A 21,916-nucleotide genomic window follows, 5' to 3' on the forward strand; every position below is an offset into this window, starting at 1 on the left:
ATTATGCCCATGTCCACCATCACCCACAATCAACCTAAACAATCTGATTTGGCAGATTTTCAACAAACGTTTGGGGCATATATACGCCGTGGCACACACACCACAAAAGATGAAGCACTTGTGCCAAAACGTGTTGGTACTTTATATCAAGAACTGGTCAAAAACAGCATATTAAGTTTTCCCAAACAATGTTTTCCCTTATGCCAACAAGTGGTCGGTGAGCAGGTTTTTGACGAACTGTGTCAAAAGTTTGTCGCTCATCATCTGATGGATAGCCCTTATTTCACTGATATTAATGATGAATTTACTCAATTCATTGCTCAAATCACCACAGATTCCCAACACATGACTGATGACTTACCAGCATTTGACTTGCCAGCATTTTTGCCAGAGCTTGCTCATTTTGAATGGGCAGAACTGCAAACTGACATTGCTCCAAACCGCATGTTTGCACCGATAATGCCTTACTGGCCAGACACATCAATCAAAAATTCAACAGCCCACCCATTAAAACAGCCACAACTCAGACTAAATGGCAGTTTGCTGCTTTTGCAATATCAATACCCTGTACAACAATTTAATCAACCAGCTTTTTTTCAATCAGCATCTTCAAGCAATGAATGGCAGAACATGATGCCAGAGCCAACTTTTTTAGCCATGTATCGACATCAAGATGGCGATGGTATTAAAACACGCATTAAAACACGCATTGAAACACTCAACTTAACCCCTGTTACCTTTGTGTTATTAGATTTTGTACAAGAAAAATTGCAAAAGCAACCATCACAAAAGCAAACTCAAATACCACAGATAACATCAAGACCCATTTTTTCCAATGACAGTGAGTTATTAAAAGAATTTCTGCCTTTACTTGGTGGTGAGTTTAATGATGATATGCTGACATTTTTTAAAGAATTGGTGGCAGATTTGGTAACAAAACAGCTACTTTATGTTCAATAAATCTTACCATAATAAATCATATGAATGAATTGTGTGAATGAATCATGTCAAAAACTTCAGTCAACATACCAACCTGCAAACAAGACAACTGTCTTATCCGAAAAACTTCGATAACATATAATCGTGTCATAGAACAACTGACATTACTTGATTTTATCCCTTTGTTATTGGCACGGATTTATCTTGCTCCTATTTTTATCATCGCAGGTTTAAACAAATGGCAGAATTTTGCCAGCACCGCTGAGTGGTATGGCAATGCCGATTGGGGGTTAGGATTACCCATGCCTGCTGTGCTGGTAGGCTTAACTATTTTGGCAGAGTTTGTGGGGGGATTTGCCTTATTATTTGGGGTCATGACTCGTGTGTTTAGCCTGATGTTGGCAATCACCATGGTGGTGGCAGCATGGACGGTACATCTTAAAAATGGTTGGTTTGCAATCGCTCCATCTGATGCTTCAACCAGTACTGCACGATTTTTTGATTGGTTTGGGTCATCATCAGCACAAGTCAGCATCACTGCCAGTGAGCAGGTAAATGAACGGCTTACCATGGCACGCCATATCTTACAAGAACATGGTAATTATGAATGGCTAACTGAAATGGGCAACTTCATCATTTTACAAAATGGCATTGAATTTGCTTCAACATATTTTTTAATTCTACTATTTTTGCTGATGTATGGTGGTGGTCGTTTTTTGAGTGTTGATTATTGGATAGAATATCGACAAAGACGATAAAAACAAAGATAAAACCCCTTATCTAAATCTCTCATCAAATAAAACCCTCCTTTGCCATCTTAACAAAGGAGGGTTTTATAATTTCTATTGAGTTAGTTAACTACTTTCAAGTCCACCATGACATTAACACATTAACGGCAATTTTTCTGTTGATATATTTTGGTTAAGGTATTTTGACGGTCTTTGGCAGCATTGATGGCTTCTTCTGTATTACTGTAAGTACCAAGTAAAGCTGGCCAAAATAAAACAGCGGCAGCAACATTCTTACCTGTTACTTTACGCTCATCACGTGCTTTTTTCTCAAACATTTTAGCTTCCTCAATTTCTGCTTTTAGTTGAGTACACGATAAGTTTGCATCACTAAGCTTATTGACTTCCACAACATGTGGGGTGGCACATGCTTGTAGCAATAAAGTGGTTACAATGACCGCAACAGTTGAAAGTTTTGAGACAGTTTTCATAAAATTCTCCAAGCAATTAAGACATCAATACTAAAAACGCAAACAATTAAAACGCAAACAATTAAAACGCAAACAATTAAAACACAAACAATTAAAACACAGACAAAGAGTACATAAAAAATAACGATAAGGCAATAATTTATGGAAAAAAAATTTACCCCCATATTCACAATATGAGTGGTTTTTTCATATCTCAGATATGGTTGAACACCATTCACGGCGTAGTGGGTAATTTTTTCTTAAAGCATCAAAGTCTGCTCCGATGACATGGTTAATATGTTTTGTTATTTTGGCGTGTAAGGCTTGATTATCTGCCATAATGTCATAGTATGCTGGTAATTGGTTTGGGTGCTGTTTTAAGTGTTGCCAGTGGTATGGATTATTAGGCAATAAGTTTACCATGTCTTGACGGCGGTTTAATCCAAAATGCTCAACCAAACCATCATAAATCATCTGCGTGCCACGCAATTTGCCCTCCAGTGTGTAGCCTGCGATGTGTGGTGTGGCAATGTGTAACCGTTTTAGCAAATCAACACTCACCACAGGTTCATGTTCGAACACATCTAGCACCACTTGGCGTTTGGTCTTTATCATGTCTGCTAACAAGTCCGCTTCATTCACCACTTGCCCACGAGCCGTATTTATCAGCAAGGTATCAACGGGGGTGATGGCCAAAGCATTGGCATCTATCAGACAATGGGTGGGGTATGGGCTTTGACTGTCATTGGTCAATGGCACATGCAAGCTGATGGCATCACAATTTGTCAGCAACTTTGGCAAATCCACTTGTTTTATCCTTGCCATTTTTATCCGCTCTGCCTGTTTATCAACAACAGAAACAAAAGGGTCGTACGCCAAAACTTGCCAACCCAAATCAGTGGCATACTGTGCTAACGTCCAGCCAATGTTACCCATGCCAATGATGCCAAGGGTCATGGGCTGATGCCAATGCTGTGGGCGTAAAGTCAAAATGGCGGTCAACACATATTGAGCCACCGAATGCTTGCTACAACCTATGGCATTAACAAAACCAATGCCACGCTCTGCCAAATATCTGGTTGCCACATGGTCAGTGCCAATGGTTGCTGACCCAACAAACTGTACGCTGTCATTGTTTGCCAACAACTTGGCATCCACCTTGGTTACTGAGCGAATGAGTAACGCATCGGGCTGATGTTTGGCAAGCACATCAGCGGTTATCTCTCGCCCTGCCATGCCAGTTATTTTAACAGGCACACCCAATATTGGTAAATTAAAATAGTCTTGTAAATAAGCAATGTTCTGGTCAGCCACAATGTGAAGAGCATTGAGGTGAGGAGTATTGAGCGTATTTTTCATAAAAACCACCTTAACTGTGGTCAAAGGCAAGCACTGATAAGTGTGTGATTTGTTCACTTGTGATGCGACTTTGGTGTTGGTCTTACGTCCTAACGTTGGTCTTGCTCATTGGCTTTGCTAAACAGCTCATTTTTGTGTTGACTTATCCACTCACGCCATACAGCAAGCCCAATCGCCAGCACCACAGGACCAATAAACAACCCCACAAAACCAAATGCCGTCAAACCACCAAGCACACCAATAAAAATAATGATGAATGGAATGCGTGTTGCCCCACTGATGACAATCGGACGAATGAGATTATCCACCCAGCTGATGGCAAATATCCCCCACAACGCCAAACCAATCCCTTCGGTGGTGTGTCCCTGACTCATCAACCACAACGCCACCCCACCCCACGCAAACGGCGTACCAAAAGGTATCAATGCCACCACAAACGTCAATAACGTCAATAAAATGGGGTTGGGTGCTCCTGCCAGTGCATATCCCATTCCTGCCAACAATGCTTGAGCCAATGCTGTCAAACCAATGCCATACACCACCGCTTGCGTGGTTACCCCCACCGAATCAATATAGCCATCAATCCGATTGCCAATGATGTTGCGTAACGCCTGACGAATTTGCTTAATTAGGCTTGTGCCATCTCGATAAAAGAAAAACAGCGTCATCAACGCCATGCCTAATTTAGCAAGGCTACTAAACAGCACATCTAACGCCACTTTGCCATAATACAGGTGCGACTGTATCCACTGCTTTAAAGCAAGCATGGAACTTTCAGGGTTTTTGTTAATTTCCCATAAGGTATCTTTAATTTGTTGCCCAACCACAGGCAAATCCTTGATGGCATCTGGCAAATCCACATAACCTGCTTTAAGACGGCGGATAAGTGTGCCATACAGACTTAACGCTTCTTGTTGTAGCACAAACAGCCCAATCACCAAAGGAATGCCAATTAACAAAGAAATGCTAATCGTCATAATGCCTGAGCTCATGCCCGAGCTTAATTTTACCTTTTGATGAAAAAAGTTATACAAAGGGTAAGTAACATAAGCAATGATTGCCGCCCAAAGAGCAGGCACAATAAAAAATTGCACCACCATAAAACATAATATAATCAACACCACCAACAGGCTGATGGCAAGTAGTCGTTGAATAATCAGCTCTTTAGAAAAGTTTTCAATCATGGTATGAGCTTATTTGTCATCTTCTTTTGGCAACCACTTCTCCAACGCTTCTGCCTTATGGGCATCATCTGCCAAAGGAAAGCCCAATTTTGCCCGAGCTTCGGTATAGCTGATTGCCACTTTGCGGGCCAGTGTGCGTACACGCAAGATAAAGCGTTGGCGTTCAGTAACGCTAATCGCCCCACGAGCGTCAAGCAGGTTAAAGGCATGACTGGCTTTTAACACCATCTCATAAGCAGGCAACGGTAAATTGACCGCAACCAACTTATCTGCTTGCTCTTCATAAAAATCAAATAATTCAAACAATTTAGCCACATCGGCATGTTCAAAATTATAGGCAGATTGCTCCACTTCATTTTGATGGAACACATCACCATAAGTCACACGCCCAAACTCACCATCTGCCCACACCAAATCATACACACTGTCCACGCCTTGGATATACATGGCAAGACGCTCAAGCCCATAGGTAATCTCACCTGTCACAGGAAAACACTCAATGCCGCCAACCTGCTGAAAATAGGTAAACTGGGTAACCTCCATGCCATTTAGCCATACTTCCCAACCCAAACCCCAAGCCCCAAGCGTTGGACTCTCCCAATTGTCTTCAACAAAGCGAACATCATGGGTCAGCGTATCAATGCCAATGGCTTTTAAAGAGCCTAAATACAGCTCTTGAATGTTGGCAGGATTGGGCTTTAACACCACTTGAAATTGGTAATAGTGTTGTAAGCGATTGGGATTATCACCATAACGCCCATCGGTTGGGCGACGAGATGGCTGAACATAGGCAGCGTTCCATTTTTCGGGCGTTAAAGCACGCAAAAAAGTGGCGGTGTGAAATGTCCCAGCCCCCACTTCCATATCATAAGGTTGCAGCACCACACAGCCACGAGATGCCCAATAATTTTGCAGGGTTAAAATCAGTGCTTGAAAAGTCAAGATGCCTGCCGTGTCGTTGATACGGTCAGTTAAATTGTCGGATTGGTTGGTCATATTAAAATCACTTATCAGTTTGTTTATCAGTTTGTTTAAAGTCGGTTTCAATCAGTTTAAATAAAAAAATGGCTGTCAATTTAGAAAAGTCATCAATTTTTTATTTTACCCTATAATTAAGGGTGTGTCCTGATTCAGCACAATCTTATTTAGCTTGCAACCGCTCAAGCAGTTTTAACAAAAACGCATCGCACTGCTCTAGCTGAGCCAGCTCAACATATTCATTGGGCTTATGTGCTTGTTCAATACTGCCCGGACCACAAATCACCGTGGGTATGCCTGCTTGGGTGAACTGCCCGCCTTCGGTGGCGTAAGCAACCTTTTGTTTTTTGTGTGGCATCTTGGTTTTAGGATTGGTTTGAATGGCATCAGTATCATCAAGCAAGTCATCATCAAGCAATCCATTTACCAATTGTTGCAATGCGTCACTGTCAGCATCGGTCATGGCAGGAACGTCTTCTTGTTGGATTAGCTCAATGTGAGCATGACGGTCAATTTGCTGCATCTGCCAGGTCAGTTCGGCAATTTTGGCTTTGATGGGGGTTAAGATGGCAGTGTTGTCCATCATTGGTAAATTGCGGTAGTCAAAGGTAAATTCACACAGATTTGGCACAATGTTGCTGGCAGTACCACCTGTGATGACATTAACAGATAAAGTAGAAAATGGCACATCAAACAAAGAATCACTGGTAAAACGTTTATCAACGTCAGGGGTTTGCATCTGATTTGCCAGCTCATCGATGTGAGTTATCAAACGACTGGCATAGCTGATGGCATTCACCCCTTTGGGAGTGAGCGATGAATGCACTGACTTACCATGCACACGGCAACAAAACACATGGATACCTTTGTGTGCCACCACCAACTGCATGTTGCTTGGTTCACCCACAACACACCCATCTGGTTGTATACCACGTTCTGCCAAGTCTGCTAACATGACAGGCACTCCCAAACAGCCAACTTCTTCATCATAAGAAAATGCCACATGCAATGGCTTGGCTAACTTGCCTGCTTGCGATTGAGTGACTGCCTTTGGCAATAGATGTAACACACAGGCGATAAACCCTTTCATATCACACGCCCCACGCCCATACAATCTGCCATCTTCAATACGGGCGGTGAATGGGTCGCTGTGCCACGCCTGCCCATCAACAGGCACCACATCAGTATGTCCAGACAGCACCATGCCACCGTTGATAATCTCTTGTTGTGTGCCAGCAGGAACGGTAACAAACAAATTGGCTTTGGTTTTGCTGTCATTAAAGGTTAATACAGGCAACAAACCCAAACTGTCACAAAACATCTTCACATCATCAATCAATGCCAAATTAGAACTTCGAGACGTGGTATTAAAGCCAATCAATCGCTCAAGCCATGCCACACTGTCTGTTGGATACAAATGGTCTGTTGGATAAACACTGTTTGCATCAGTAGTCTTATGCTGAGAGAACAAAACCTTAGGCAGAATATGGTGCATGGTATTTCCTTAATGGCAATGTGGCGAATGTGGCGATGACAATCACGGTAACGATAACAACGGCAAAGACATTCATGGACATGTGATGCCATTCACTGTTATTAACGTTTAATGACAGGCATTAACGTCTGACGGCAAACTTATGATAACGAGCTTATGACGGACGTTTATTCATGGCATCAATCATAGGGGGCATGATGTGATTTACCTTATCATCAGTATTGTCATTAATATTGTCATGAACATGCTCATCAAGATGATTTTTTTGTGCCTGTTGCTCTTTAACGGTCATTGCCCCAAGTGGCAAGCCTGCAATGATTGGCAGCGATAACAACGGCTTACGGCGACGAGTGGCTAAGCTAACTGGCACCATACGAGCAAATTCATACAGATGCAGATACGACTCTTCACCCCCTTCAAATTCATCATCAGGCTCAATACGGATACCACCGATTTTTGCCAAATCGCTCAAAGTTTCTGTCTCTTTATCACTTAGGCTCATGTCCGCCACGCCAATGCCTGTTAAATAGCCATTTGCCCAATCTTTGAGTGCTTGCACACGCTCATACAGGTCATGCTCATCATCAGGAACAAGTGGGGCGTATTGATAGGCATCTTCTTTATCTTTCAGCTGAAAAACGAGATCTTCGGCTTCTTCGGTAAGCAGTTCAAGGGCATCATCATCAAGCTGACTAAAGCTCAGCTCTTCAAGCATCTTAGCCCAAGCATCAGCAGTTGGAGCATCACAAACGGTCATCAAACCTGTCATCAAACCATGCAATTCACTGATGCTGATGTCTGTCCAATCGGTAAACGCCTCTTGCCAATCTGTCCAACCTGATAGATGATCATTCATAGTCATTCCTTAAAAAAAATGTGGGTGTATATGGGTGTAGATATTATGTGGGCAAATGTGGCATTATTAAAGCCACAATGTTAATGGCGTTAATGGCATCATGTTAACGCCATCATGTTAACACCATATTTTTTCCTTGTTTGTCTATGACAACCACATTCATCAGAGCAACCGACATGACCATGATTGAGCAACTTAAACACCTTGAAACCATCATTCTTGAAGTGCGTAAGCAGTACCATATCACTGCCACCGAACTTGTGAATCTAAAAAACAAAACCAAAAGCGACATACAATCCGCCACCCATGCACTTCAAGCCCAGCTAGACAACGCCAAACATGAAAATAATCAGCTAAAACATCAGTTACAAAATAAAAGTAATGTCTATGAGAAGCTGGAGCAAGCCTTATCTGAACTCAAGCAAGAACACATCAGCATGAGTGAAAGATTTGCCGAATTAAAAGAGCAAGTCAAATATCTGCAAACTCACAATCAAGAGCTTCAGCAAAAAAACCTCATCGCAACCGAACATAGCAAAAATATCTTGGCACAGCTGCAACAGATTGAACAAAGCAACTGATTGGGCAATATCTGCATGACCAAAGAACATGCCCATCAAATCAAGTCAAATCAACCAAAGCCAAGGTCAACAAACAACACATTCATGCCCAATTATTTGTTTACTGAGTTAATCAATTAATCACTTAATGAATGACTTAACCAAAAAATTTAGCCCAAAACTTCTGGGATATCCTATGAGTCAACAAAAAACCAACATCACCAATGCTGCCATCAAAACTTTCTCTAGCCTATTTAGCAGTCTTGGCAATACAGTCAACAATAAGGCACAAAGCCCCATCAACCATCAGCCCAATGACACTGATACTGACATTGCCAATAAAACACAGCAAATGAACCAACATTCACCCAAACCACAGACAAAGGGGTCGCTCACCATGCAAAACTTATCCACACAAAAACCAACCAACAGCAAGCAAACCCAACACATCACAAAAAAATCCGAAACCAAACTGGTAGATGTGGTCATATCAGGGGTTACCTACCCCATTCAATGCCCTGCCAACGAAGTACACGCATTACAAAAGGCCAGCGATTTTATCAACCAGTTTATTGGCGACATTCGCAAACAAGCACCCACTTTAAGCCACGAAAATTTGTTGGTATTGTGCTGTCTTAATTTATACGAGCAAATCGACAGCCAAAAATCGCAACACAAGCATCATCAATTAGAAAATGAACGAATGCAGGTATTAATCAAGAAAATCAGTCAAGATGCCCAATCCATTTTGCCAGACTGATTGCCAACTGGGGCTTAAGGCATCATTGATAATCTTAATGTTGACCATCTTAATGATGTTCTTAATGATGTTGATGCCGTTGATGAAATTGTGCTTGATGCTCATAATTACAAAAGAACCATTGTTGTTCCCATTGAGAAATTAAGGCATCAAGCTCAATCACATCTTTATCCTTACCTTTTTTAACAGCCATCTGTCGCTGTTGACGTAAATTTTTGGCATTGGCAGTATCGGCTGTCAGTTTTTGTGCTGATGGTTGTTCAATTATCGGCTCAATCACCCCACGATATTGGGCCAAGGGGTAACCACATTCATCACACAACCGTGGACTTATCACATCGCCCTCTTGTGGATATGAGTATTTTGGGGGTTTGGGGTACATGAATTTAAAAAATCCCCACATGATGATGCTGGTGATGAACAAAATGGTGATGAATGCAAACACAATGACTCCTAATATTAGGACGTGATGTTTAAGGGGTGTCCCTAATTTGGCACAACAGCTTTTAATCAGCCACACATGCCAAAATCAGCAGAACTGCGTTAAATGACAATGACAATGACAATGACAATGACAATGACAATGACAATGACAATGACAATCAATAATAACTCATCAGTTTAAAATTGCCATCAATTATCGTGTTAGGATAGCACGTTTGCCAAATCATCATGTTTAGCCATGCTTAAATGGCTTAAGTGGCTTAAATGATTTATAAAGCCAATCATAAAGCCGTTATGCCTGATGCGTTGCGTCTTAATGGTTATGTCTTATGGTTGGCAAAATGCTATAATAAAAAATAAATACGCTCAATACGCAACCCTTAAAATATTTGTTTTTATTCCATGTGAAATAAACCAACGCCATACCAAGGCTAACAATAAGTTGAAGTTGATTACAACACATAAAAGGATTACCCATATGTCAAAACAACCCAATACCAATGCAACTGTTCATCAACATCACCATTTGACTTTTGCTGTGGCTCAAAGTAGTTTTTTGGTGGGTGATATCGAACATAACATCAAAAAAATGCGACAACAAGCCCTAAAAGCCAAAGCTCAAGAATGTGATGTCATCATCTTTCCCGAGCTTGCGGTGTTGGGCTATCCACCAGAAGATTTGCTGTTGCGTCCAAGCCTTGCCAATCGAGTTAAGGCAGGTTTAAGCAAACTGGCTGATATTGAAGGCATTGTGATGATTGTTGGCTATCCACATGTTGATCATTATGGCACGTTCAACTCGGCTGCAATACTGCATAACGGTCAACAAAAAGGCTTTTATCATAAACAAGTCTTGCCAAACTATGGCGTATTTGATGAGCGTCGTTATTTTGATAAAGGACGTAACCAAGTGCTGTTTGACTATAAAGGTGTGAGCATTGGTTTATTGATATGTGAAGATTTATGGCAACCAGCCCCCATCAACACTTTGAAAGAGCAAGGTGCTGATGTGCTGGTGGTCATCAATGCGTCACCCTTTGAGATGGGCAAACAAACCGAGCGAATTGCTTGTGTGCAGACACGTGCCAAAGACAATGAGTTGCCCATTATTTATGTTAACTGTGTGGGTGGACAAGACGACTTGGTGTTTGATGGTGGTTCGATGGCAGTACAAGCCAATGGTGAGATTGCCCATGAAGCCAGTTGTTTTTTAGAACAGATGCTCAAAATCACTTATGACCAACAACAAAAGCAATTTGATAAACAAAGTAAAGCTCCTTTAAAACTTAGCCAAGAGTCAGAGATGTATCAAGCCTTAGTGGTGGGTTTGCGTGACTATGTCAATTATTCTGGTTTTAAAGGTGTGATTGTGGGCTTATCAGGTGGCATCGACTCGGCATTAACTCTGTGCATTGCTGTCGATGCGTTGGGAGCGGATAAAGTCTATGCGGTCATGATGCCTTATGAATATACCTCACAGACTAGCCTTGAAGATGCTCAAGCTCAAGCTCGCCGTCTCAACGTGTCTTATACCGTCTGCCCCATTCATGATGCGGTTGAAGGCATTCGTCATACGTTAGCTCCCTTATTTAGTAAATCTCGTGCTGATACCACCGAAGAAAACATTCAAGCACGCGCCCGTGGCATGGTCTTGATGGCATTGTCTAATAAGTTTGGCCATTTGGTGTTAAGCACGGGCAATAAGTCTGAGCTGGCGATTGGCTTTACAACTTTATATGGTGATATGGTTGGTGGTTTTGACGTGCTAAAAGACATTTATAAAACCCAAGTATATGAATTGGCAAACTACCGTAACCGCTTAGAAGACGTGCTTGTGATTCCTGAGCGTGTCATTACAAAAGCCCCATCAGCAGAGCTACGCCCTGAGCAAAAAGATGAAGATAATTTGCCTGACTATCCGACACTTGACAGCATTTTGTCTTTGTATGTTGATAAAGATACCAGCTTTGAAGAGATTGTGGCAAAAGGATTTGATGCAGATATGGTAGCAACCATCATTCGCATGGTAGATAACAGCGAATATAAACGCCGTCAAGCCACCATCGGCACAAAAGTGAGCAAAAAAGCCTTTGGGCGTGAACGTCGTTATCCATTGGTTAATGGCTGGTCAATAGAAGACCCATCACTGTCCTAGTAACAGGTCCTGACAACATGTCTGGCAATATTTGCCCATGACCAAAACGCCCTTTGCCTTTGCCAGCACATTTGTGGGTCATCTTTGTGAATCATCTTCCCAAGCACCCACTTCCGATGCTTTGTTATGGCATGTCATCATCACCGACTATTTTTTGGTTCGGAAATTGATTGGGGTCAAAAGGCTTCGGCTTAGGGACATTGACATTGCCTGCCACATTGGCAGATTTGCCTTGATTTGCCTTAGGATTATCCACAACATTGGCATGATTCTTTGTTGCCCTGCTAACTGGGCTAAGATCATCATCAGCAACCATTCTTGTTTCGTTAATGGACAAGGTATCCGATTTATCATCAGAAGAACGAATGCTTAACGTTTGATGACGATTCGACACACCGTTTTGAGTTAGGTTGCTACTTTGAGCAGTGTCATTGGCAGTCACTTCATCACCCTCATCTTGTTGTGATGGTGTCTCTTGTGTGCTTTGTGGGTTAGCAGGCACTTCCTTACTGGTCGCTTGCAGATTGACTTCTCTGTGATGACTATGATCCAAATCCACTAACGGTTGCATTTTTTCATAATCATCAATAATGCCAATATAGCGACTGATTTGTTCAGGAATGACCCGTACATTTCTAGGCAAGCCAAAATTCACCAATTTGGTCGCTCCCATTGCCTCTTGAACACTGTTCATAAGTCCATAGGTAAGCATATAGCGAGGCTGATTATTGGTATCTAAAAAACGAAAATAAGCAAACTTTTGTCTATCTTCTCTCCCCTTTAAATAGTCAGTGATGATTTCATTCTCAGCCACATTCATCACTTGTACCGTCCATTTATTTTTGTGCTTGTTTAAATAAGCTTTATCTTGAAATTCAGAGGGATAATCCCTTAAATCATAGATGACATTATGATGATTAATTGGTTGAACATCATTACTCAGTTCATTGAGTTCATCAAGTTTATCGAACATGGTCAGTTGCTGTATGGTTGTGCCTGACTTGCCTAACTTATCATTATCTTCAATTGGCTCATTACTGATGGCATGTGACATGTTGGGAGCAGCCGAGAACATCCATAACAACACGGTCAATACCAACATCATCAAAGTAAAAAACAACCATACTAACGCCAAGCCACGACGATGGGTTGAAAAATGATGGGATTTGGCTTGTGACATAACTAACTTACCTAGATAAAATCTTATGACAACCACAATAAAAGATACATTGTATCACGATAGCACTTCACACAAATCCATTTGGTTAAACTCTGTGGTAACCACCGCTTCGCCTAAAGCTTTTAACAAAATCAGTCGAATTTGCCCTGCTTGCACTTTTTTATCATGTTGCATCAAGTCTAATGCCACATCTACTGCAATATTAGGTGGCTTAATGGGCAATTTGGCACTGGCAATCAACTTTTTTACTCGTGCATAGTCTGTCTGACTTATCCAGCCCATCTTCTGCGACAGTTGTGCTGCTTGCACCATACCCACCGCCACCGCTTCACCATGCAACCAATGACCATAACCTTCATGCGTCTCAATCACATGGCCAAAGGTATGCCCAAAATTCAATAAAGCTCGGCACCCAGCTTCTCTTTCATCTTGAGCAACTATCTGTGCTTTCATTTCACAACATCGCTTAACCACATATTGCAATGCCATCTCATCTAACGCCAACAGTCTCGACATATTATTTTCTAACCACATTAAAAAATCCATGTCCATGATTAAAGCATATTTGATGACTTCAGCCAGCCCTGCTGACAGTTCTCGCTTAGGCAGAGTACCAAACACACTCATATCTGCCACCACCACATGTGGCTGCCAAAATGCCCCAATCATATTTTTGCCCAGTGGGTGGTTAATGCCTGTTTTACCGCCCACACTGGAGTCCACTTGTGCCAGCAATGTGGTTGGAATTTGAATAAAACGCACCCCACGCATAAAGCTGGCTGCTGCAAATCCTGTCATGTCTCCAATCACACCACCACCCAAAGCCACCAAGGTCACGTCTCGCTGACAGTGGGCGTGCATCAACGCATCATAAATTTGATTGATGCTTTGTTGATTTTTGTGTTGTTCACCATCTGGTAACGTACACACATGCACATCAAAACCATCAAGAGCATGACAAATACGCTCCATATATAAAGGAGCGACCACATCATTAGTCACAATCATCACCTGCTTGGCAGCAATATGTGGCACAATCAGCAATCGCCAGTCTGTCACACAAGTATGAATATGAATGCCATAGCGGTGACTGGCACTGTCTACCATCACAATCTCTGATGCCATTTTTGATTTGCCCCTTATGTTGGTCATATTGGTTGTCTTGATGATGGTTATTGTCTTAATTTACACTCGATTAAAATACCGTTCCAAAAAACCCACCCAAACCCACCCATAGGGCAAACTTGGCGTTTTCTTCCTACTTCATCGCTCGTTGCCCTTGTCGTTTGACTTGGGTCTTACATAAGCTCCATAGGCTGACACGGTGGAACTCACCGCCTTTTTAACGATTAGGTCATCGTTAAAACCTTTGTTGCATGATTTAGAATATTAACACTGGCGTTAATGTCTCTATCGTGGCTTACGTTGCAGTTAGGACATATCCAGTTTCTGATGTTTAAAGGCAGTTCATCTACTTTATGATTACAACAATGGCAGGTCTTTGAACTTGGATAAAACCTATCCACTTCTTTGACTGTCTTGCCCCATTGATTTGCTTTGTATATGAGTTGCCGTTTAAATTCATAAAATCCCAAATCAGAGATGGCACGGCTTAATTTGCGGTTTTGTACCATACCTTTTACGTTTAAGTTTTCAAGGCAAATCACATCAAATCGTTTTACCAAATCAGTTGTGAGTTTGTGTAAAAAGTCAGCTCTGATATTTCTGATGTTAAGGTGCAATCGTGATGGCTTGGTTTTCGCCTTTTCACGGTTGTTACTGCCTTTTTGTTTTCGGCTTAGTTGTTTGGATAATCTTTGCAGTTTTTTAAGTTTGTTTTTAAGTGGTTTTGGGGCTTGGATTTTTGTACTATCTGAAAGCGTGGCTAAATCGGTAATGCCTAAGTCTAAACCGACTGATTTACCTGTTTTGGGTAAAGGTTTTTGAATTTTATCTAATTCAACCGCAACAGATACAAACCATTTACCGCCCTTTGTAAAGACTTTGGCGGATAGGATTTTACCGTCAAAGCGTAAGTTTTCACGCATTTTAACCCAACCTAAGTTAGGAATTTTAATGCGTTTGCCATCAATTCTAAATTGGTCGTTGGAAAGAGAAAAGCGGTCATTGACGCCTTTCTTTCTATATTGGGGGTATTTGCTTTCACCTTTAAAAAAGCGTTTAAAGGCATCTCCAAGTTGCATGATGGCAAGTTGTGGACTACATTTAGTAACTTCTAGCATAAAGGGAAATTGTTGTCTTTTTATGCTGTTAAGTTGTTTTCTTAGTTTGCCTTGAGATGGTTTGTGAAGTTTGGTTTCATCAATCTGTATGCCTTTGGCTAGGCAGTCATCACGGTATTGTTTGTCTTTTTCGTATTGCTTTTTCCACTCGCTCAATGCCCAATTATAGGAAAATCTTGCAACGCCACAAGCCTTTTTAAAATAAGTGGCTTGGGTGTTGTTGGGGTCTAAGGCAATGATGTGTCCACGAATGGTTGTCATTGTAATTAATTTACTCATAATCACATATTATAGAGTAGATTTAGGTAGATTTAAAGTGGCTGTTTTTAGCCCTTAGCAATCATAACCTTTTAGCCCTTAGCAATCATAACCCAACTCCCGTATCTTTTCTAATACCAACATTGCCATCTTTTTGGTGGACATTTTTTTGGACATCACCTCGATGTGTGCCACTTCACGATACAGTGGCAGGCGTAAATCATAAAGCTCTTGCAAGACTTGTTTGGGATTCTTTTGATTGATTAGCGGACGGTTGTGATCTCTTTTGGTGCGTTGCCATTGAGTTTCAACATCAGCATGCAAAAAAATCACTAATCCTGCTTGTTTAAGCATGTGGCGGTTTTCTTCTCTCATCACCACACCGCCACCTGTTGCCAATATCTGTTTAGGATGCTTAATTAATTTTTTCAGTGCTTTGGTTTCACGCTGACGAAAGCCAGCCTCACCTTCTATCGCAAAAATCCATGGAATATCAGCACCTGTATTTTCTTCTATATGATGGTCAGTATCCACAAAATTTCTATGCAATTGTTTGGCAAGCAATCGTCCAATGGTTGATTTCCCCGCCCCCATAGGCCCCACAAGTATCAATGATGGCAGTACTTTAGCCATTAATTTCCCCGAATAATAAAGATTCATCATACAGACTATCGGCTTTTGATGCCAGTTTTATATCAAAAAAAGACGAGCTGATGCTCGTCTTTTCTATTTTACTTATCTTTATCAAACAATTATTGAATTAACTCACCACTATTAATCAGTTTGGGTGTCACAAAAATTAGCAACTCTTCTTTATTATTCGAACGAGCTTTACGTTTGAATAAATTGCCAACATAAGGCAAATCACCCAAAAAAGGCACTTTATCTTCTGCATTAGATAACGTGTTACGGAACACCCCACCCAATACCATGGTCTGACCATCATCAACCACCACGTTGGTATTAATGCTATTTTTATCAATGGCATATTCACCTGTGGCAAGCTGTCTTGGTGCATCATTATTAATGACCAACTGCAAACCAATTTTACCTTCAGGGGTAATATTTGGGGTCACCTCCATACTCAATGCTGCTTCTTTAAAGCTGGTTGAAGTTGCACCACTGGCAGACGCTTCTTGATAAGGAATCTGTGTACCAGAGACAATACTGGCTTTTTGTTTATCAGAAGTCAACACTTTTGGAGTAGAGATGACTTCACCACGACCATCAGCTTGCATGGCAGAAAGTTCCAAATCAAGCAACAAATCTGACATGCTCAGTAAACCAAAAGCAATACGACCAGCAGCACTTCCCACACCCAAATCAACATTTAAGTTATCAGAGATACTCACATCATATTTAGGGTAATTGATGGTTTTGCCACCAACTGTGGTGCTTTCTACCGTAAAATTTTTCAAAGAATTGACTGTACCCAAATTACTGCCCACAAGTAAATTACGATTGGTGGCAGCACCATTAGATAAAATACCCCATTTCACACCCATTTCTCTACCGAAGCTCTCAGTTGCAGAGACAATCCGTGCTTCAATCATCACCTGTTTAACAGGAATATCAATTTTCTCTATCAACGCACGAATATTGCGGATACTTTCAGACACATCTTTAACAATCAAAGTATTGGTACGCTCATCCACCGTCACAGTACCACGGGGAGATAGCAGTGATCCATTATCTAAGTTATTGTTGTGATTGGGATTGTTACTACTGGTTGCACCACGTCCTTCAGAGATGAGTTTAAATATATTTTGAGCGGTGGCATAGCTTAAGCGAATATACTCTGTGCGTAAGGGAGCAAAAGTCTGTACTGCTTGCTGAGCTTCCAGCTCTTTTCGCTCTTGTTCTGCCAATTCTGTTGCTGGAGCAACCAATATCACATTACCATTGGTACGTTTATCAAGTCCCTTACTTTTTAAGATAATATCCAACGCCTGGTCCCAAGGCACATTAATCAACCTTATGGTGATGTTGCCACTTACCGAGTCGCTGGCAATCACGTTCATTTCGGTAAACTGAGCCAAGATGTCAAGCACACTGCGAACTTCCACATCTTGGAATTCCATGGATAAAGTCTCGCCACTATAAACCTTTTCTTCTAAAGTGGGCTGAGACACACTTTGTGCTGGTGTGAGAGAAATATTTAGTTGGCTACCAGATTGATATGCTTGATACTCAAAATCACCAGTGGTATTAATGGTAATGACACCATTTTGCCCACGATTCGCCGCATCAATATTGGTAATAATTGAACTGCCAATATTCAAACGTTTAAGTAAGTTTCTAGGTACGGTTGAACCTGTCATTCGCACCACCAATTTATCGCCTTGACGCTGTATATCCACAGGAATGGCAGGATTGGTTAAGTCAATGGTGATATTGCCGCCCTGCTCTGATGCTGTATAGTTAACAGCAGTCAAACCATCGTAACTATACTGCCCTGATATCATACCTGCTCCATCTTTCGAAGGTGGCACAAGCAAAGGATTGATTTTAACCAACATCGTCTCTTGCTTTGGCTCAGAAGTGGTTTTAATGACTGTGGCAGGAGTGGTGGTTTGTGTTTCTAAAATAGGCGTTGGGGTTTGTGGAGACAATAAGATGGGAGATGACATCTCCATCGTATCGGTTGTATTCATTCCGTTAATGGTCAAAATTAATTTATTACCGTCAACAACTGAGCTGTAATTACTGGCTTTAATTGTGTCAAGAAATAAATGAGTATTTTGTTCAGTACTCGCCAATGTGGTTGAAGAAACAAGACCCGTCCCAGTAACAGGCTGATTACCAGCCAACGGAGATTGAGAGTCTGAAAAATTTAAGACAATACGATTATCAACATTTGATTTATAAGCTTCGGGTACCACCGCTGCTCCATCAAAAGTTACTGTTACCACTGAGACTAAATCCGAGATAGATTTGGTATCCACATCCACAATGTTAGAAGCTGATGCCCATAAGGGTAATGACATTAATGATGTAAACAACATGCTCTTAGGCAACAGTTTATGAGATTTTCTTTGAGCTTGAGACATAAAAGATGTGCCTTGTACTGATGAATCTATGGAAACCCACTTAAGTTTACTGCAATAAGATGGTTGTGATTTGTTATCCCATTTCATAAAAATATCCTCAAAAAAAATGCCATTTAACTGATAGGTGATACCAGTGACTGTGGTTGTTCAATAAACCCAGCTCGACTGTCTGGCACAATTTCAATTAAGTTAATCTGTGTCGGGGTTATCTCAACAACTCTTCCATCATTTAGCCCCATATGGTTACCCACTTTCACACTGGTAATGGAGCCATCTGGACGTTGTACTAAGCCATGTTGCTCACCCTCTGGTGATACCACCATGCCTCTAAATACCAATTGTGATAACTCAAACGCTTCTAGAGATTCTTTTTCTCGGTTTAAATCAGGACGAACTCCTGTATTAGTTAAAGGCACACTTTGCATATTCATCAAACCAGGTGGTATAAATGGGCTTCTTAGTGAATTGGAACTATAAATAAAGTCCTCAATGATTTGCGGCTGTGGTGGTGGTTCGACGGGCTGGGCTGGCTGATTGCGAATGTCTACCATTGCTTGATCTGCTATTGCCACACGATCACCACAACCATTTAAGACCATCACTGATGCCAACAACATCAGCTTGAATGCTGAATGATTAGATGTGTTCATCATTGGGCTGCCTCCATTGTTGTGCCATCATCGATATCTACCACTTCTTTTGATCGATAAGTCTTTGTTTGTAATAACAGATTAAGCTCTGGTATTTTCTCCATGATATTTTGACCTATGGGCGTTTCACTACGAGGTGTTACTGTAAAATCATGCACAGTAATGATACGAGGCAGAGCTGCCAAACCACTAACAAAGTTGCCAAACTCATGATATCCACCCAAAGCATTGATACTGATGGGTTGTTCGATAAAAAATTCTTGTTCGATTTCTGGCTCAACTTTAATGTCAGTAAAACGAATATTACTGCCAACACCTGTCATGTTGATGCCCTCAACCAACTCTGACACACGAGTGTCTTTTGGCAGTTGATCCAATAAGGCGGTAAACTCTGTTTCCATCTGAGCGATTTGATCTTTATACTCTTGTAGATGACGAGCTTTTGATTCTTTTTCACGATAGGTGTCTAATAACGTTGCTCGCTCGCTTTCTGCTGCTTTGATGGCATCTATTTTGCTACTGACAGGCAACGCCCATGTCAATGCACCAATTAATAGTACAATAAAAACAAACACCGTTAGCTTAACAGGTAATGGCCATGTGCCATAATTTTGCGTATCTAATGATTCAAAACTATGTCTAAATTCATTAAAGTCGAACGATTCTTTATCAGGTTTTGGTGTGTTGTTAGATGTTTTTTTTGGCTTACGTAAATTCATCATGGTGTCACCTCTGCTGGTGAATCCTCTGTTACTTGTTCTTCATCTGGTTTAGCAGCTTGTATGACTACAGTTGTTGTCACTTCAAAGGTAACATATTGTTGCTCTGGTGTGATGATTTCAGCGGAGTTATTTGGAATGTCTTTGGTAATCGATCTTACCGCCGATGCAGTCATCCAGTCACTGTTGTCTAAATTGCGAATAAGATTTGAGACCACATTAGGGTTGTCTGCTCGACCATTTAAGGTAATCAGATTACCTTCTCGTTTTAAGCTGGTGAGATACAAAGCTTCTGGCATGGCACGAGCCAAATCATCCCAAACTCGCACTGGAATAGGTCGAGTACCTTGCAAATCTTGAATGACTTTCATGCGAGAGATGATATCTTCTCGACGTTGTTCTAACGTCTCAATTTCAGTCAACACCCCATCAAGACGCTGATTTTCTTGTGAAACCAAATCATTGGCTCGCTGTTGTTCGGTCAGCTGATTATCAAAATAGTACCAGACAGCCAAGGCAACAGCAGCAGATAATAAAAATATTAACACTACCTGAGTAATGAACTCTTTATTTTTTCTTTCTCGGGCCTCTTCACGCCAAGGTAATAAGTTAATGCGTGCCATCAGTCAAAGCTCCTTAATGCCAAGCCGCAGGCCGCCATCAGCCCCGGAGCGTCTGTCGTTAATTGGCCACCGTCTATACGGCTACCAAGGGTCATATTGATGAAAGGATTTGCCAAAGTCACCTTGATGCCTAGGCGTTGCTCTATCAGACCTGCCAGCCCTGGAATCACCGAACTGCCTCCACAAAGGACAATATGGTCAACATTGTTGTATTGGCTAGAAGAATAATAAAACTGCAATGAACGGGTAACTTGTTGTACGATATTATCCATAAACGGTGATAACACCTCACTGTAATAATCATCAGGTAAGGTCTGTTCACGCTTATAAATACTCGCCTCTTCAAAACTTAGGCCATAGCGATTTTGAATGGTTTCTGTCAGCTGTCCTCCACCAAATAATTGCTCACGACTATAGACAAATTGACCTTTATCAGCAATATAAAGTGTGGTCTGAGTGTGACCTATGTCCACTAATGCCACCAATTCAGACTGTGCTGGTAAACTGTCTACCATCAGACCATAGGCACGCTCAATGGCATAAGACTCAATGTCCATTACCTTAGTGCTAAGTCCACCAATCGCCAACGTATCTACTCGTTGCTCAACATTCTCAGAACGAGACGCTGCTAACAGCACCTGAACTTGGCTTGGGTCTATGGGCGATGGTCCTAAGACCTCAAAGTCTAAGTTGACTTCTGATAACGCATAAGGAATGTACTGGTCAGCATCTAAACGAATTTGGGCTTCTCTTTCGATGTCATTAAGACCTGCTGGCATGTCAATGATTTTTGTGATTACTGCCGAACCTGAGACAGCCGTTGCCGCCATATTACTGGTCGCACCTGACCGCAATCGTGCTTTTTCGACAATTTCACCCACCGCTTCGACATCAACAATATTTTTATCAACGACCAAGCCTGGGGGTAATGTCTCAATTGCGTACGCCACTAACTTAAACATGCGTTGCTGACGTTCAAGTTGCACAACTTTTACAGAAGTGGCACTTATGTCAACACCCACTAACTGTCGACTTTTCTTTTGAAGTAGTCCCACAATATGTTCCTTTATCTGTCATTTTGATACATGTGGTAATTTGATACATGTGGTAATAAAGCATAACAATACGTTACTTAAAGGTGATATTCAAGTTTATTCATCATTTTTTTTGACAAGTTTTACACATTTATAGGACAAAAGGAAAAATAACCGTTTTCATCAGTAAAATTGTCTGTATGTTCATGTCCATACAAAAAACGCCTTTAT

General features: G+C 41.3%; 21 protein-coding genes. 5 read left to right on the plus strand and 16 right to left on the minus strand.

Annotated elements, in window-relative coordinates:
• Nucleotides 1-9 precede the first annotated feature (9 nt).
• Entirely contained in the window at nucleotides 10-960 is a 951-nt protein-coding gene (locus WDM69_RS07115) for a DNA-binding domain-containing protein (protein ID WP_338755213.1), read from the plus strand.
• 44 nt (nucleotides 961-1,004) lie between these two features.
• Complete coding sequence (locus WDM69_RS07120) at nucleotides 1,005-1,697, plus strand: DoxX family protein (protein WP_338755214.1); 693 nt, start codon at nucleotides 1,005-1,007, stop codon at nucleotides 1,695-1,697.
• Nucleotides 1,698-1,828: 131 nt separating this feature from the next.
• On the opposite strand, the gene WDM69_RS07125 is transcribed toward WDM69_RS07120, so the two are convergent.
• The 6 genes from WDM69_RS07125 to WDM69_RS07150 form a co-directional block, all read right to left on the minus strand.
• On the minus strand, nucleotides 1,829-2,158 hold the full coding sequence (locus WDM69_RS07125) for a hypothetical protein (protein WP_338755215.1): 330 nt from the start codon (nucleotides 2,156-2,158) through the stop codon (nucleotides 1,829-1,831).
• A gap of 186 nt (nucleotides 2,159-2,344) precedes the next feature.
• A complete protein-coding gene (locus tag WDM69_RS07130) occupies nucleotides 2,345-3,496 on the minus strand; it encodes a 4-phosphoerythronate dehydrogenase (RefSeq protein ID WP_338755216.1) in 1,152 nt (383 codons plus the stop codon).
• 89 nt (nucleotides 3,497-3,585) lie between these two features.
• Nucleotides 3,586-4,680, minus strand: coding sequence for an AI-2E family transporter (locus WDM69_RS07135; protein ID WP_338755217.1), 1,095 nt, complete (start codon nucleotides 4,678-4,680; stop codon nucleotides 3,586-3,588).
• A gap of 9 nt (nucleotides 4,681-4,689) precedes the next feature.
• Entirely contained in the window at nucleotides 4,690-5,676 is a 987-nt protein-coding gene (gene glyQ, locus WDM69_RS07140; protein ID WP_338755218.1) for a glycine--tRNA ligase subunit alpha, read from the minus strand.
• Nucleotides 5,677-5,821: 145 nt separating this feature from the next.
• On the minus strand, nucleotides 5,822-7,153 hold the full coding sequence (argE, locus tag WDM69_RS07145) for an acetylornithine deacetylase (RefSeq protein WP_338755219.1): 1,332 nt from the start codon (nucleotides 7,151-7,153) through the stop codon (nucleotides 5,822-5,824).
• Nucleotides 7,154-7,307: 154 nt separating this feature from the next.
• Nucleotides 7,308-8,009: a UPF0149 family protein gene (locus WDM69_RS07150; protein WP_338755220.1), complete on the minus strand. Its 702-nt coding sequence runs from the start codon at nucleotides 8,007-8,009 to the stop codon at nucleotides 7,308-7,310.
• Nucleotides 8,010-8,155: 146 nt separating this feature from the next.
• On the opposite strand from WDM69_RS07150, the gene WDM69_RS07155 reads away from it, so the two are divergent.
• Nucleotides 8,156-8,590 (plus strand): hypothetical protein, encoded by a 435-nt coding sequence (locus WDM69_RS07155; RefSeq protein ID WP_078308081.1) that lies wholly within the window; start codon nucleotides 8,156-8,158, stop codon nucleotides 8,588-8,590.
• Nucleotides 8,591-8,765: 175 nt separating this feature from the next.
• The gene (locus WDM69_RS07160) at nucleotides 8,766-9,329 is read left to right on the plus strand and encodes a cell division protein ZapA (RefSeq protein WP_158077886.1); all 564 of its coding nucleotides are present in this window, start codon (nucleotides 8,766-8,768) and stop codon (nucleotides 9,327-9,329) included.
• A 61-nt stretch (nucleotides 9,330-9,390) separates the two neighbouring features.
• On the opposite strand, the gene WDM69_RS07165 is transcribed toward WDM69_RS07160, so the two are convergent.
• Complete coding sequence (locus WDM69_RS07165; protein ID WP_078308085.1) at nucleotides 9,391-9,774, minus strand: hypothetical protein; 384 nt, start codon at nucleotides 9,772-9,774, stop codon at nucleotides 9,391-9,393.
• A 477-nt stretch (nucleotides 9,775-10,251) separates the two neighbouring features.
• Here WDM69_RS07165 and WDM69_RS07170 point away from each other — a divergent pair, with 477 nt between their 5' ends.
• Nucleotides 10,252-11,928: an NAD+ synthase gene (locus tag WDM69_RS07170; protein WP_338755221.1), complete on the plus strand. Its 1,677-nt coding sequence runs from the start codon at nucleotides 10,252-10,254 to the stop codon at nucleotides 11,926-11,928.
• 124 nt (nucleotides 11,929-12,052) lie between these two features.
• Here WDM69_RS07170 and WDM69_RS07175 read toward each other — a convergent pair whose 3' ends face one another.
• The 9 genes from WDM69_RS07175 to WDM69_RS07215 all read right to left on the minus strand — a co-directional run bounded on the left by WDM69_RS07175 (nucleotide 12,053) and on the right by WDM69_RS07215 (nucleotide 21,709).
• On the minus strand, nucleotides 12,053-13,108 hold the full coding sequence (locus WDM69_RS07175) for a hypothetical protein (protein WP_338755222.1): 1,056 nt from the start codon (nucleotides 13,106-13,108) through the stop codon (nucleotides 12,053-12,055).
• Between the two features lie 54 nt (nucleotides 13,109-13,162).
• On the minus strand, nucleotides 13,163-14,233 hold the full coding sequence (aroB, locus tag WDM69_RS07180; RefSeq protein ID WP_078308141.1) for a 3-dehydroquinate synthase: 1,071 nt from the start codon (nucleotides 14,231-14,233) through the stop codon (nucleotides 13,163-13,165).
• A 224-nt stretch (nucleotides 14,234-14,457) separates the two neighbouring features.
• On the minus strand, nucleotides 14,458-15,630 hold the full coding sequence (locus WDM69_RS07185; RefSeq protein WP_078308091.1) for an RNA-guided endonuclease InsQ/TnpB family protein: 1,173 nt from the start codon (nucleotides 15,628-15,630) through the stop codon (nucleotides 14,458-14,460).
• Nucleotides 15,631-15,708: 78 nt separating this feature from the next.
• Nucleotides 15,709-16,242 (minus strand): shikimate kinase, encoded by a 534-nt coding sequence (locus WDM69_RS07190; RefSeq protein WP_078308093.1) that lies wholly within the window; start codon nucleotides 16,240-16,242, stop codon nucleotides 15,709-15,711.
• Between the two features lie 119 nt (nucleotides 16,243-16,361).
• On the minus strand, nucleotides 16,362-18,659 hold the full coding sequence (locus WDM69_RS07195; protein WP_078308144.1) for a type IV pilus secretin PilQ: 2,298 nt from the start codon (nucleotides 18,657-18,659) through the stop codon (nucleotides 16,362-16,364).
• Nucleotides 18,660-18,772: 113 nt separating this feature from the next.
• Nucleotides 18,773-19,312 (minus strand): pilus assembly protein PilP, encoded by a 540-nt coding sequence (locus WDM69_RS07200; RefSeq protein WP_338755223.1) that lies wholly within the window; start codon nucleotides 19,310-19,312, stop codon nucleotides 18,773-18,775.
• Nucleotides 19,309-20,031 (minus strand): type 4a pilus biogenesis protein PilO, encoded by a 723-nt coding sequence (locus WDM69_RS07205; protein ID WP_338755224.1) that lies wholly within the window; start codon nucleotides 20,029-20,031, stop codon nucleotides 19,309-19,311. The genes WDM69_RS07200 and WDM69_RS07205 overlap by 4 nt, the downstream gene beginning before the upstream one ends.
• On the minus strand, nucleotides 20,028-20,651 hold the full coding sequence (locus tag WDM69_RS07210) for a PilN domain-containing protein (protein ID WP_078308096.1): 624 nt from the start codon (nucleotides 20,649-20,651) through the stop codon (nucleotides 20,028-20,030). Before WDM69_RS07210 ends, WDM69_RS07205 begins: the two co-directional genes overlap by 4 nt.
• On the minus strand, nucleotides 20,651-21,709 hold the full coding sequence (locus WDM69_RS07215; RefSeq protein WP_205760127.1) for a pilus assembly protein PilM: 1,059 nt from the start codon (nucleotides 21,707-21,709) through the stop codon (nucleotides 20,651-20,653). The genes WDM69_RS07210 and WDM69_RS07215 overlap by 1 nt, the downstream gene beginning before the upstream one ends.
• Nucleotides 21,710-21,916: the final 207 nt, after the last annotated feature.

It is taken from the genome of Lwoffella lincolnii (assembly GCF_037201985.1).
In the GTDB taxonomy this organism is placed as follows: domain Bacteria; phylum Pseudomonadota; class Gammaproteobacteria; order Pseudomonadales; family Moraxellaceae; genus Psychrobacter; species Psychrobacter lincolnii.